The organism is Streptomyces sp. NPDC046335 (genome assembly GCF_055587985.1).
Genome location: NZ_JBVJFF010000013.1, coordinates 124296 through 139231, shown reverse-complemented (window position 1 = coordinate 139231; position 14936 = coordinate 124296). Strand labels below are relative to the sequence as shown.

At 75.6% G+C, this 14936-nt stretch carries 1 protein-coding gene; it reads right to left on the bottom strand.

Annotation, left to right across the window (positions count from 1 at the left end; genetic code table 11):
• Window positions 1-36: 36 nt before the first annotated feature.
• Window positions 37-14925, bottom strand: coding sequence for a type I polyketide synthase (locus tag ACZ6JY_RS30650; RefSeq protein ID WP_469201017.1), 14889 nt, complete (start codon window positions 14923-14925; stop codon window positions 37-39).
• Window positions 14926-14936 lie beyond the last annotated feature (11 nt).

The following is a 14936-nucleotide window of genomic DNA, read 5'->3' as shown; positions in this document are numbered from 1 at the left end:
CGGACGGGGGGCGTGCGGGCAGCGGGAGGGGTTATGTCATGGCCTGCCGAGTTCGCTGTCGATGAAGTCGAAGAGCTCGTCGTCGGTGGAGCCCATGCGGTCCTCGACGGCGATGCGGTCCTCGGCGGCGGCCTGTGCGGGGCCGGTGCCCGGGCGCAGCGTGTCCAGGAGGTCCTGGAGCCGGGCCGTGAGCGCGGTGCGTGCCCCGTCGTCGTGCGCGGCGTCGCGCACCGCGCTCTCCAGGCGGTCGAGTTCGGCGAGGACCGCGGGGGCGGGCCCGCCGGTGGCGTCCTCTGGGGCGAACTCCTCGGCGAGCCTGCGGGCGACCGCGGCGGCCGTCGGATGGTCGAAGAGCAGCGTCGCGGGCAGGTTCAGGCCGGTGGCGGCCCGCAGCCGGTTGCGCAGCTCCACCGCGGTCAGTGAGTCGAAGCCGAGGTCGAGCAGGGGCAGTTCGGGGCCCAGGGCCACCGGGTCGGGGAAGCCCAGTACCAGCGCGGCGTGGGTACGGACCACGTCGACGAGGACCCGTTCGCGCTGTGCCGGGGGCAGTCCGGCCAGGCGCTGCCGCAGCGCGTCCGCGGCGTCGGGGCCGGGTCCCTCACCCGCCGCGGCGCGGCGTACGGAGGTGCGGACCAGTCCGCGCAGGAAGGCGGGGACCCCGCCCGCGGCGGCCTGCCCGGCGAGGGCGCCGGTGTCCAGGCGCAGCGGCATGAGAGCGGGCGCGTCCAGGCCGGTGGCCGTGTCGAAGAGGGCGATCCCGTCGGACGGCGTGAAGGCGACGATGCCGCCGCGGGCGATGCGGGCGAGGTCGCTCTCGCCGAGGTGCCCGGTCATGCCACCGCCGGTGGCCCACAGGCCCCAGGCCAGCGAGGTGCCGGGCAGGCCACGGGCGCGCCGCCGGTGGGCGAGGGCGTCCAGGAAGGCGTTGGCGGCCGCGTAGTTGGCCTGGCCCATGCCGCCGAAGACGCCGGCGATGGAGGAGAACACGACGAACGCGGAGAGGTCCTGGCCCGCGGTCAGTTCATGCAGGTTGACGGCGGCGTCGACTTTCGGGCGCAGCACGCCGTGGAGCCGCTCGGGCGTCATGTCGGCGATGACGCCGTCGTCGATGACGCCCGCGGCGTGCACGACGCCGCGCAGCGGATGCTCCAGACCGTCCAGGACCTTCGCCAGGGCTTCCCGGTCGGCGGCGTCGCAGGCGACGATCTCGACGTCGGCGCCCAGGGCGGCCAGGTCGTCGAGGAGTTCGCCCGCGCCTTCGGCGGTGGGGCCGCTGCGGCTGGTGAGCAGCAGGTGCCGTACGCCGTGCTCGCCCGCGAGGTGGCGGGCGACCAGGGCGCCGATGGAGCCTGTGCCGCCGGTGATCAGGACGGTGCCGTCGGGGTCCCAGTGGGCGTCTCCCGCGGGCAGGGAGCCGGGGACGCGGGCCAGGCGTGCGGCGTGGGGCCGGCCGGCGCGCAGGGCGAGTTGGGGTTCTCCCGTGGCGAGCGCCGCGGGCAGGGCCTCGGACGAGGCCGGGTCGCCGTCGGTGTCGACGAGCACGAACCGGTCGGGGTTCTCGGTCTGTGCTGAGCGGACCAGGCCCCATGCGGCGGCGTGCGCCGGGTCGGGCACGTCGTCGCCGGGGTCCACGGGGACGCCGCCCCGGGTGACGAGGGCGAGCCTCGCCCCTTCGAAGCGTTCGTCGGCGAGCCATGTCCGGACCAGCTCCAGGACCTGTCCGGTGAGTTCGTGCACGGCCCGGGCCGTACCGCCACTGTCCGTATCCGTGTCCGTGCCCGTGCCCGGCAGGGCCTTCAGTGCGAGGTCGGGCACCTCGGCGCCCGCGTCGATCGCCGCTCCCAGAGCGGTGAGGTCGGCGAAGTCGTCCCCGAGCACGGCCATGGACCCGGTCCCGCGCGCGGAGGACGCGGCGGCGACGGGCCATTCCAGGCGGAACATGTCTTCGTACGCGCCCGTGCGGGACTCCTGGAGCCGCTCGGCCGTCACCGGCCTGAGCACCAGGGAACGGGCGGAGGCGACCGGGGCTCCCGTGGGGTCGGCGATCGTCAGGGCGACGGCGTCGCCCTCCGTGGGCGTCATGCGCAGCCGCAGGGCCGCCGCGCCCGACGCGTGCAGCCGCACGCCGCTCCAGGCGAACGGCAGCCAGCCCTGGTCGCTGCCTTCGAGTACGCCGAAGGCCAGCGAGTGCAGCACGCTGTCGAGGAGGGCCGGGTGCAGGCCGTAGCTGCCCGCTTCCCTCTGCTGCTCCTCGGGCAGGCGCGCCTCCGCGTAGATGTCGGTGCCCAGGCGCCAGGCGGCGCGCAGGCCCTGGAAGGCGGGCCCGTAGGCGAAGCCGCCTTCGGCGAGGCGCTCGTACAGGTCGTCGACGTCGAGGGGTTCGGCTCCGGTGGGCGGCCATGCCGTGAGGTCGTCGGCCCGCGTCGGCGTGCCGTCGCCGAGGCGGCCGCTCGCGTGCCGGGTCCAGGGTTCGTCGGGGGCGGCGGGCTCGGGCCGCGCGTGCACGGCGAAGGCCCGCCCGCCGGTCGCGTCGGGTGCCTGGACGGTGAGCTGGAGGGTGACGGCGCCTCGCTCGGGCAGGGTCAGGGGCGCCTCCAGAGTGAGTTCGTCGACCTCCGCGCAGCCGGTCCGGTCGCCCGCGTGGACGGCGAGTTCGAGGAAGGCCGTGGCGGGGAACAGCGCGCCGCCGTGGACGGCGTGGTCGGCGAGCCAGGGGTGGGCGGCCACGGACAGCCGGCCGGTGAACAGGAAGCCGCCGGTGTCGGCGAGCGGGGAGCCCGCGCCGAGCAGCGGGTGCGCGGAGGGCAGGAGACCCGCCGCGGGCATGTCGCCCGCCGCCGGGGTGGGCGGGAGCCAGTAGCGGGAGCGCTGGAAGGCGTACGTGGGCAGCTCGACGTGCTGGTCCGGCACGTCGGCGAACAGCGGTGCCCAGTCGACGCGCACCCCGTGGACGTGCAGGCGGGCCAGGGCGGCGGTGACCGCGGCGGGCTCCGGCGTGTCCTTGCGCAGCAGCGGCACGGGGGAGACGCCGTCGGCGGCCTCGGTCAGGCAGTCCTGGGCGAGCGCGGCCAGGGCGCCGTCGGGTCCGAGGTCCACCAGGGCGGTGGCTCCCTCGGTCTCCAGGGTGCGTACGACGTCGTGGAAGCGGACGGTGCCGCGGACGTGGCGGACCCAGTGGTCCGGGTCGCACAGTTCGCCGGCGGTGGCGAGGCGGCCGGTCAGGTCGGAGACGACGGGGATCCGCGGCTCGTGGTAGGTGACCCGTTCGGCGACGGCCAGGAAGTCGGCCAGCATGCCGTCCATGTGCGGGGAGTGGAAGGCGTGGCTGACCGTGAGCCGCCGGGCCTTGGCACCCTTCGCCCGCCAGTGCGCGGCGATCTCCTCGACGGCCGCGGCGTCACCGGACAGGACGGTGGCGGCGGGCCCGTTGACGACGGCGACCGCCATCTCGTCTTCCCTGCCCTCCAGTTGGGGCAGCAGCTCCGCCTCCGGCACGGTGAGCGCGACCATCGCGCCGCCGTCGGGCATGGCCTGCATCAGCCGGCCCCGGGCGGCCACCAGGGTGGCGGCGTCGGGGAGCGAGAGCACTCCGGCGACGTGGGCGGCGGCCAGTTGACCCACGGAGTGCCCTGTGACCAGGTCGGGCCGCACCCCGTACGACTCGACGAGCCGGTGGAGGGCGACACCGATCGCGAACAGGGCGGGCTGGGTGTAGGCGGTGGTGTCGAGCAGCGCCGCGTCGTCGCTGCCCGCCTCGGCGTGGACGACGTCGCGCAGCGGCCGGTCCAGGAGCGGGTCGAGCTCCGCGCACACCGCGTCGAAGGCGTCGGCGAACACCGGGGAGTACGCGAGGAGTGCGGCGCCCATGCCGAGGCGTTGGCTGCCCTGTCCCGGGAACATGAAGGCGGTCCTGCCGCCCCGTCCCGCGATGCCCGCGACGACGTCGGCCGAGGCGGTGCCTTCGGCGAGCGCGGTCAGGGCGGCCTCAAGCCCGTCCCGGTCGGCGCCGATGAGGACGGCCCGGTGTTCGAAGACGCTGCGGCCGGTGGCCAGGGCCCTTGCGACGCTGTCGGGGTCGGGCGCCGGCTCTGCGGTGGCGTGGCCGAGGAGCCGGCGGGCCTGGGCGCGCAGGGCGTCCTCGCCGCGGGCGGACAGCAGCCAGGGCAGGCGGGGCCCGGACGGTGGCGCCGCGGCGGGCGCCGAGGGGGCGGGGACGTGCTCCAGGATGGTGTGGGCGTTGGTGCCGCTGACGCCGAAGGACGACACGGCGGCGCGCCGCGGGCGGTCGCCGTCGGGCCAGGCGGTGTTCTCGGTGGGCACCCGCAGGTGGCCCGCGGACCAGTCCACGTACGGTGTCGGCTCGTCGATGTGGAGGGTCGCGGGGAGCGTGCCGTGCCGCATGGCGAGGACCATCTTGATGATGCCCGCAATGCCCGCGGCGGCCTGGCTGTGCCCGATGTTGGACTTCAGCGACCCGACGAGCAGCGGCCGTTCGGCGGGGCGCTGCTGCCCGTACGTGGCGAGCAGTGCCTGCGCCTCGATGGGGTCGCCGAGTTTCGTGCCGGTGCCGTGCGCCTCCACGGCGTCGACGTCTCCGGGCGCCAGGCCCGCGCCGGCCAGGGCCTGGCGGATGACGCGCTGCTGGGAGGGCCCGTTCGGGGCGGTGAGGCCGTTGCTGGCGCCGTCCTGGTTGACGGCGGAGCCGCGTACGAGGGCGAGCACCGGGTGGCCGTTCCTGCGGGCGTCCGACAGGCGCTCCAGGAGCACCATGCCCGCGCCCTCGGCCCACGCGGTGCCGTCGGCGGCGGCCGCGAACGGCTTGCACCGGCCGTCGGCCGCGAGCCCGCGCTGGCGGCTGAACTCGACGAACGCGCCCGGCGTCGCCATCACGGTGACACCGCCCGCGAGTGCCAGGGAGCACTCGCCGCCGCGCAGCGCCTGCGCCGCCATGTGGACGGCGACCAGCGAGGACGAGCAGGCCGTGTCCACGGTCACCGCCGGGCCCTCAAGGCCGAAGGTGTAGGCGATGCGGCCGGAGGCGACGCTGCCGGCGCTGCCGATGCCGAGGTAGCCCTCGAACTCCTCGGACGGCTCGGTGACGCGTGAGCCGTAGTCGCGGTAGCTGGACCCGACGAAGACGCCGCCGTCGCTGCCCTTGACCGTCCGCGGGTCGATGCCCGCCCGCTCGAACGCCTCCCAGGCGGTCTCCAGCAGGAGGCGTTGCTGCGGGTCGACGGCGAGGGCCTCGCGGGGTGACATGCCGAAGAAGGCGGGGTCGAAGTGGTCGGCGTCGTAGAGGAATCCGCCCTCGCGGGCGTAGGTGCGGCCGACCTTCTCCGGGTCGGGGTCGTAGAGGCCCTCCAGGTCCCAGCCGCGGTCGGTGGGGAACCCGGAGACGGCGTCGGTGCCCTCGGCCAAGAGCTGCCAGAACTCCTCGGGGCTGGTGACGCCGCCGGGGAAGCGGCAGCTCATCGCGACGATCGCGACGGGATCGTCGTCAAGGACGGCGCGGGTCGCGGTGGCGGGCACGGGAGCGGGCTCGGCGGTGGGTCCCGACGCGCCGGGCAGCTCCGCGCTCAGGTGGTCGACGAGCGCGGTGGTGGTCGGGTGGTCGAAGACGAGTGTGACGGGCAGCCGCAGGCCGGTGGCCTCGGCCAGGCGGTTGCGGAGCTCGACGGCGGTCAGCGAGTCGAAGCCGAGGTCCTTGAACGCGCGCTCCGGTTCGATCGCGGCGGAGTCGTCGTGGCCGAGGACGTCGGCGGCCCGCGCCCGCACCACTGCGGCCAGTTCCTCGGTGCGTTCGGCGTCGGACAGTCCGGCGAGCCGGGCGGCGAGTCCGTCCTCTCCCCCGCCGGGTGCGGCGGCGTCGTCGGCGAGGGCGCGGCGCACCTCGGGGAGGTCGCCGAGCAGCGCGCTCGGCCGCAGCGCGGTGTAGGCACGGACGAAGCGGTCCCAGGCGAAGTCGGAGACGATCAGGCGGGTCTCGTCGTCGTCCAGGGCCTGCCACAGGGCGTCGACGGCGAGCTCCGGATCCATGGCGGGCAGGCCGTCCCTGACGAGGCGTTCGCTGGTGGCGCCCGCGGCCAGACTGTCGCCGCCCCACAGGCCCCAGGCCACGGAGGTGGCGGGCAGGCCGCGGTCGCGGCGGGCCTGTGCGAGGGCGTCGAGGAAGGCGTTGGCGGCGGCGTAGCTGCCCTGCCCGGTACCGCCGATGGTCCCGGCGAGGGAGGAGAACAGCACGAAGGCCGTCAGGTCCGTGTCCCGGGTGAGCTCATCGAGGTGGAGTGCGGCGTCCGTCTTGGGGCGCAGCACTCCGGCGGCGCGCTCGGGGGTGAGGGTGTCGATGACCCCGTCGTCCAGGACGCCCGCGGCGTGGAACACGGCGCGCAGCGGGCGGTCGGCCGGGATGCCGTCGAGGAGCCGTGCGAGGCCGTCGCGGTCGGCGGCGTCGCAGGCCGCGATGGTGAACTCCGCGCCGCATTCGGTGAGTTCGGCGGCGAGCGCTTCGGCGCCCGGAGCGTTCTGGCCGCCGCGGCTGGTGAGCAGCAGATGTGCGGTGCCGCTGTGGGCGAGCCTGCGGGCGATGCGGGCGCCGAGCCCGCCGGTGGCGCCGGTGACGAGGACGGTGCCGTCGGGCGTCCAGCCGGTGCCGTCCGGCTCGCGTCGCGGTTCGGCGTGGACGAGGCGCCGTCCGAAGACCCCGGAGGCGCGCACCGCGAGCTGGTCCTCGCCTTCCGGGTGTGCGAGGGCGGCGGCGAGCCTGCCGCGGGCCCGCTCGTCGAGGCGTTCGGGCAGGTCGACGAGGCCGCCCCAGCGCTCGGGGTACTCGACGGCCGCGACCCCGCCGAGGCCCCAGAGCAGCGCTTGGAGGGGTGCGCCGAGGCGGTCGGAGCGGCCCACGGCGACGGCGCCCCGGGTCGCGCACCACAGCGGCGCGCGCACGTCGGCGTCACCGAGCGTCCGGAGCAGCGCGGTGGTGAGGGCCAGGCCCGTGGGCAGGGTCGTCCCCTCGGTGTACGGGGTCTCGTCGAGGGCCAGCAGCGAGAGCACGCCGTCGGCCGGGGATTTCTCGGCGAGGGCGCGCAGTCGGCCGGCGAGCGGTCGCCGCCCGCTCTCTTCGGCGTCTTGGGCGCCGAGTTCCACCAGGACGGGGTGTGCGCCGTGCTCGCGCAGGGCCTGGGCGCAGGCGGCGACGGCCGGGGCCTCGGCGGCGGCTTCGGGGACCGCGAGCCACCAGGTTCCCGCGAGGCCCGGATTCTCCTTACGGGCGAGGGCCTTGAAGGTGACGCGGTGGCGCCAGGAGTTCAGCGTGGACCGGCCCCGGCTGTCGCGCAGCCAGTCGGAGAGGGCGGGCGCCACGGTGCTCATGGCCGCTCGTACGTCGTCGTCCTCGATGCGCAGATGGGCGGCGAGGGCGTCCGGGTCCTGTCCGGCCACGGCGTCCCAGAAGCCCTGGTCGACGGGGTCGGCGCCACTCTTCGCCTCTCCCCGGGGCGAGGGCTCCATCCAGTAGTGGCGGCGCTGGAAGGCGTACGTGGGCAGCTCGCAGCGGCGGGCCCCGGTGCCGTCGAAGACCGTGTCCCAGTCCACCGGATGGCCCAGGACGTGGAGTTCGGCGAGCGAGGTCAGCACGCGGGCACGGCCGCCCTCGCCCCGGTGCAGGGTGCCCACGACACCACCGGTGCCGCCGGCCGCCTCCAGGGCTTCCTGGATCCATACGGTGAGTGCCGGGTGGGTGCTGATCTCGACGAACAGGCGGTGCCCGTCGGCGATGAGGGTGTCCACGGCCCGGTGGAAGACGACGGGCTCGCGCAGATTGCGGTACCAGTACGCGGCGTCGAGGCAGGAGGTGTCGAGCACGGTGCCGGTCACGGTCGAGCAGAACGGCACGCGGGAGGGGCGCGGGGTGATCCCGGCGAGGAGGGTGCGCAGTTCGTCGTGGATCTCGTCGACCTGCGGCGAGTGCCCGGCGAAGTCGACGCCGGGGATGGGCCAGCACAGGACGCCGTCGTCGGCAAGGGCGCTGTGCAGCTCGCTCAGGGCGGCGGGGTCGCCCGAGACGGTCACCGTGGTGGGGCCGTTGACGGCGGCGACGCTCAACCGGCCCGACCAGGGCGCGAGCCGGGCCTCGACGTCCTCCACGGGCAGCGGGATGTACAGCATGCCGCCCCGGCCGGTCAGCGCCACCAGGGCCTTGCTGCGCAGGGCGACGACGCGGGCGGCGTCATCGAGGGACAGTGCCCCGGCGACACAGGCAGCGGCGATCTCCCCCTGGGAGTGACCCACCACCGCGGCGGGTTCAACTCCGTACGACCGCCACACCTCCGCCAACGACACCATCACCGCGAACAGCACCGGCTGCACCACATCCACCCGCTCAAGCCCCTCACCCGAGCGCACCACCTCCGACAACGACCACTCCACATACGGACCAAGAGCCTCCGCACACTCACCCAACCGAGCCGCGAACACCGGCGAAGACTCCAGCAACTCACGCGCCATCCCCGGCCACTGCGACCCCTGACCCGGAAAGACGAACACGGCGCGGTGATCCTGGGCGGCGGTGCCGCGCACGGCGCCGGGGCCGGTGCGTCGGTCGATGAGGGTGTCCAGCGCGGCGAGCAGGCCCTCCCGGTCGCGGCCGACGGCGGCGGCGCGGTGCTCGAAGGCGGTGCGTGTGGTGGCGAGGGAGTGCCCGACGTCGGCGGGGCACAGGCCTGGCCGCTCGGCGACGTGGTCGCGCAGCCGCACGGCCTGCTCGTGGAGCGCCTCGGGGGTGCGCGCGGAAAGCACCCACGGCACGTCCACGTCCGGCGTCTTCGGGTCCGCGAGACCCTCCTGCGCGGGCGGCTCTTCGAGGAGGCACGCGGGCGGCTCTTCGAGGATGACGTGGGCGTTGGTGCCGCTGAGCCCGAAGGAGGAGACACCGGCGCGCCGGGGGCGGCCGTCCGCGGGCCAGGGCGCGGGTTCGGTGAGCAGCCGGACCGCTCCGGCCGACCAGTCGACGTTCGGGGAGGGCGCGTCCACGTGCAAGGTCGCGGGCAGCACCTCGTGGCGCATGGCCAGGATCATCTTCATCATGCCCGCGACACCGGCGGCGGCCTGGCTGTGCCCGATGTTGGACTTCAGCGAGCCCAGGTGGAGGGGGACCGCACGGTCCTGCCCGTACGTGGCGAGGATGGCGTGCGCCTCGATGGGGTCGCCAAGGGTGGTACCGGTGCCGTGGGCCTCCACGGCGTCGACGTCGGCGGCGGTGAGGCCGGCGTCGGCGAGGGCTTCGCCGATCACGCGCTGCTGGGCGAGGCCGCTGGGGGCGGTCAGGCCGTTGCTCGCGCCGTCCTGGTTGACGGCGGAGCCGCGCAGGACGGCGAGCACGGGGTGGCCCTGGCGCCGGGCGTCGCTCAGTCGCTCCAGGAGCAGCAGCCCGACCCCCTCGGCCATGCCGAAGCCGTCGGCCGACGCCGCGAAGGACTTGCAGCGCCCGTCGGAGGCGAGCCCGCGCTGACGGCTGAAGCCGGTGAAGGTGAGCGGCGAGCCGATCACGGTGGCGCCGCCCGCGAGTGCGAGGGAGCAGTCGCCGTCGCGCAGCGCCTGCGCGGCCATGTGGACGGCGACGAGCGAGGACGAGCAGGCCGTGTCGATGGTCACGGCCGGGCCCTGGAGGCCGAGGGTGTACGCGACGCGGCCGGACAGGACGCTGGTGGAGATGCCCGCGACGAAGAGGCCTTCGAGCTCTTCGGGGACATCGTCCATGCTGCCGCCGTACCCCTGGTAGGCGGCGCCCGCGAAGACGCCGGTGCGGCTGCCGCGCAGGGTGTGCGGGTCGATGCCCGCCCGCTCCAGGGACTCCCAGGACGTCTCAAGGAGGAGGCGCTGCTGGGGGTCCATGGCGAGCGCCTCGCGGGGCGAGATCCCGAAGAAGTCCGCGTCGAAGCGGCCCGCGTCGTACACGAAGCCGCCCGCCGCCGCGTGGCTGGTGCCGGGGCGGTCGGGGTCGGTGTCGAAGAGCGCGTCCAGGTTCCAGCCCCGGTCGGCGGGGAGTTCGGCGACCGCGTCGCGGCCTTCGGCGACGAGCCGCCACAGCTCCTCGGGGGTGGTGACGCCGCCCGGATAGCGGCAGCTCATGGAGACGACGACGATCGGGTCGTCGTCGTCCGCGGTGGCGCGCGCCACCGGCGCGGTGGGCGCCGGGGCCTCCTGGCCGCCCATGAGTTCGGTGCGCAGGTGGCGGGCGAGGGCGCCGGGCGAGGAGTAGTCGAAGACGACGGTGACGGGCAGGCGCAGACCGGTCGCCGCGGTGAGCCGGTTGCGCATCTCCACCGCGGTCAGCGAGTCGAAGCCGATGTCGCGGAAGGCGCGCTCGGGCGCGATGGAGCCGGCGTCGTCGTGGCGGAGCACGGCCGCGGCCTCGCCGCGCACGAGTTCGGTCAGGACGCGTTCGCGCTCGGGTTCGGTCAGGGCGCGCAGCCGGTCGCGGAGGTTCCCTGCGGCCGGCGCCGCGTCGTCGTGGCCTGGGGCGGTGGCCGGCTCCAGGGCGGCACGGGCCTCGGGGACACCGTCGATGAGGGGGCTCGGCCTGCTGGTGGTGAAGACCGTGGCGAACCGGTCCCAGTCGATGTCGGCGACCAGGGTGAGGGTCTCGTCGTGGTCGAGGACCTGCTTGAGGGCGGTGACGCAGGTGGCGGGCGGCATGAACACCACGCCCTGGGCGCGTAGTTGTTCCTCGGCCAGGTTCGCCGCCATGCCGCCGCCGTCCTCGGGACTCCAGATGCCCCACACGACGGAGGTGGCGGCGATCCCCCGTGCCCTGCGGTTCTCGGCGAGCGCGTCGAGGTGGGCGTTGGCTGCGGCGTACGCGCCGTGGATCGCGCTGCCCCACACGCCGGAGATGGAGGAGAACAGCACGAAGGCGTCGAGGGTGTCCCGGTCGAACAGCTCGTCCAGGCGCGATGCGCCCAGCGCCTTGGCGTGCAGCGTGTCGGCGAACTCGTCCAGATCCGTCTCGTCGAGGGCCACGAGTGAGCCCCCTGCGGCGGCGTGCAGCACGGAGCGGATCTCGCAGCCGTCCGCCGCCAGGCCCGCGACGAGCGCGGCGAGTGCGTCGCGGTCGGTGATGTCGCAGGCGGCGACCGTGGCGCGGGCGCCCAGGTCCGTGAGGTCCCGTACGAGTGCGTCGGCCCCGGGTGCCTCGGGGCCTCGGCGGCTGACGAGGACGAGGTGCTCGGCGCCCTCCTCGGCGAGCCGGCGGGCGATGTACGCGCCGAGGCCGCCGGTGCCGCCGGTGATCAGCGTCGTGCCGCGCGGGGTCCAGGTGCGGCGCGGCGCGGCGTCGCCGAGCGGGGCGCGGACGAGCCGGCGGCCGTGCACGCCCGCGCCGCGCACGGCGAGCTGGTCCTCGGCGCCGGGCGCGGCGAGCACCGCGCACAGCCGGGCCGCGGCCCGCGCGTCCGGTTCCGGCGGCAGATCGACGAGCCCGCCCCAGCGGCGCGGGTGTTCCAGTGCCGCGCACCGGCCAAGACCCCAGCTCACGTGCTGGGCGGGGCGCACGGCCGCGTCGGCGGGGCCTACGGCGACGGCGCCGCGGGTGGCCCACCACAGGGGCGCGGCGATGCCGGCGTCACCCAGTGCCTGCACCAGGGCGAGGTTGAGGGCGGCGCCGACGGGCACCGCGGGCCTGCGCGAATGCGGTCGTTCGTCGGTGGCGAGAAGCGAAAGGACGCCCGTGGGCACGGCGCCCGCCAGGGCGTCGGCGAGCCGGGCGGCGAGCGGGCCGCGTTCGGTGTCGGGCTCGTCGAGGGCGACGGTGACCGCGGTGGCCCCTGCGTCCTCCAGTGCGCGCACCCAGGCGAGGGTCCACGCGTCGTCGGCGGCCGAGGCGGGCGGCAGCACGAGCCAGGTGCCGGACAGGCGCGCGGTGGCGGGCTCGGCCAACGGCTGCCAAGTGGGCCGGTAGCGCCAGGACTCGATGGTGGCGAGCTCGGCGCGCCGCTCCCGCCAGGCGGCGAGCGCGGGCAGGACGGCGCTGAGCGGTTCCTCGGGCCCGACGCCGAGGGTGGCGGTCAGCTCGGGCAGGTCGCCGGTGCGGACGGCCTCCCAGAAGCGGTCCTCCACGGGGTCGGGGGGCGCGCCCGCCACGGCCTGCGTGGGGGGTGACTCCAGCCAGTACGTGCGCCGCCGGAAGGCGTACGTGGGCAGTTCGGCGCCCGCGTCGTGGCCTTCGAACACGCGGGACCAGTCCGGGGACAGGCCGCGGGCGTGGGCCTCGCAGACGGCGAGCAGGAAGCGGTCCCGGCCGCCCTCGTCGCGGCGGAGCGTGCCGAGGACGGCGGCGGGCCGCTCAAGGCCCGCGCGGTCGGCGGTCTGCTCCACGCCCACGGTGAGCACCGGGTGGGCGCTGATCTCGACGAAGAAGCCGTGGCCCTGGTCGAGCAGGCCACGGACGGCTTCTTCGAAGCCCACGGTCTGCCGCAGGTTGCGGTACCAGTACGCGGGGCCGAGGACCGTCGTGTCGGGCACCCGCCCGGCGTCGACCGTCGAGTGGAACGGCACCTCGGCGGCCCGCGGCGTGATGCCCGCGAGCATGGTGTGCAGCCGCTCCTGGATCTCCTCGACGTGCGCGGAGTGCGAGGCGTAGTCGACGGGGATGACGCGGGCCCGCACGTCCTGCTCGACGAGGGCGGCGACGACGTCTTCGATCGCCTCGGGGTCCCCCGAGAGGACCGTGGCCGATGGCCCGTTGACCGCGGCGACGGACAGCCGCTCGGCCCACGGTTCCATGTGCGGGGCGAGGTCGGTGGCGGACAGCGGCACGGACGCCATGCCACCGCGCCCCGCGATGTCCCCAAGGGCCTGGCTGCGCAGCGCGACGACCTTGGCCGCGTCGTCCAGGGACAGCGCGCCCGCCACGCACGCGGCGGCGATCTCCCCCTGGGAGTGTCCTACCACCGCGTCCGGCTCGATCCCGTACGAGCGCCACAGCTCCGCAAGCGACACCATGACCGCGAACAGCGCGGGCTGCACCACGTCGACGCGCTCCAGGGACGGCGCGCCGTCCGCGCCGCGCAGCACGTCCTCCAGCGACCAGTCCACGTGCGGCGAGAGAGCCCGCTCGCACGCCGCCATCCGGTCCGCGAACACCGGCTCCGCGTCGAGGAGGCCGACCGCCATGCCCGGCCACTGCGAGCCCTGCCCGGGGAAGACGAACACGGTCTTCCCGACGGGCCCGGTCGTCCCCCGCACCAGGCGCGGCGACGGGGCGCCGGCGGCGAGCGCGGTCAGCCCCTCGACGAACCCGGCCCTGTCGTCCGCCACGACGGCCGCGCGGTGCTCGAAGGCGGACCGCGTGGTCGCGAGGGCCCGGCCGACGGCGCCGTCGGTGGCCGTGCCTTCGCCGGCCGGGGCGGCCCGGCCGGGCTCGACATGCGTGAGAAGGCGTGCGGCCTGGGCACGCAGGCCGTCCGTGTCGCGGGCGGAGAGCACCCACGGCAGTGGGCCCGCGGCGGGTGCGGGCTCCGGCGTCGCGGCCGTCTCCTCGGTGTCCTGCGCGATGTCCTCTTCGAGGACGAGGTGGGCGTTGGTGCCGCTCACGCCGAACGCGGAGACTGCGGCCCTGCGCGGGCGCTCCTCCCGTTGCCACGGACGGGACTCGGTCAGGACGCGGACGGCGCCCTGCGACCAGTCGACGAACGGGGTCGGCTCGTCGACGTGCAGGGTGCGGGGCAGCCGCCCGTGGCGCAGGGCCATGACCATCTTGATGACGCCGCCGACGCCGGCCGCGCCCGAGGTGTGGCCGATGTTCGACTTCAACGAGCCGATCCACAGGGGCCGTTCGGCGTCACGGTGCTGCCCGTACGCGGTCAGCAGGGCCTGCGCCTCGATGGGGTCGCCGAGGCGGGTGCCGGTGCCGTGCGCCTCGACGGCGTCGACGTCGCCGGGCGCGAGCCGGGCGTCGGCGAGGGCGTCGGCGATGACGCGTTCCTGGGCGGGCCCGTTGGGCGCGGTCAGGCCGTTGCTCGCGCCGTCCTGGTTGACGGCGGAGCCGCGGATGACGGCGAGCACACGGTGGCCGTTGCGTCGGGCGTCCGCGAGGCGCTCCAGGACGACGACGCCGGCGCCCTCGGACCAGCCGGTGCCGTCGGCGGAGGCCGCGAACGCCTTGCAGCGCCCGTCGGCGGACAGGGCCCGCTGGCGGCTGAAGGCGACGAACGCGTCCGGGGTGGCCATCACCGCGACGCCGCCCGCGAGGGCGAGGGAGCATTCGCCCGCGCGCAGCGAGCGGACCGCGAGGTGCAGGGCGACCAGGGACGACGAGCAGGCGGTGTCGACGCTGATCGCGGGGCCTTCGAGGCCGAGGGTGTAGGCGACGCGGCCCGAGACGACGCTGGCGGCCGTGCCGGTGTCGAGGAGGCCCTGGAGTTCGGGGACGTCACGCGAGGCGCTGCCGTAGTCGTTGCGCATCGCGCCGATGAACACGCCGGTCCTGGTGGAGCGCAGCGCGGCCGGGGCGATGGCCGCCCGCTCGACGGCCTCCCAGGCGGTCTCGAGGACGAGGCGCTGTTGCGGGTCCATGGCGAGGGCCTCGCGCGGCGAGATCCCGAAGAAGGCCGGATCGAAGTCGGCGGCGTCGTGCAGGAACCCTCCGCTGCGCGTGGAGGAGGTGCCGGGGTGGTCGGGGTCCGGGTGGTAGAGCGCCTCGGTGTCCCAGCCGCGGCCGGTGGGCCAGTCGGTGATGGCGTCGGTGCCGCTGTCGACGAGGTCCCACAGCCGCTCGGGGGTGTCGGCGCCGCCGGGGTAACGGCAGCTCATGGCGACGATCGCGACGGGCTCGTGGCGGGCGTCCTCCGCCTCGCGCAGGCGCCGCCTGGCGTCCCCCAGGTCCGCGGTGGCACGCCTGAGGTATTCGAGGAGCTTGTCGTTGTCCGGCATGGGTGTCTCGC

Coding starts and splice junctions, on each gene's coding strand:
- ACZ6JY_RS30650 (WP_469201017.1), bottom strand. CDS start 14,925: ATGCCGGACAACGACAAGCTCCTCGAATACCTCAGGCGTGCCACCGCG.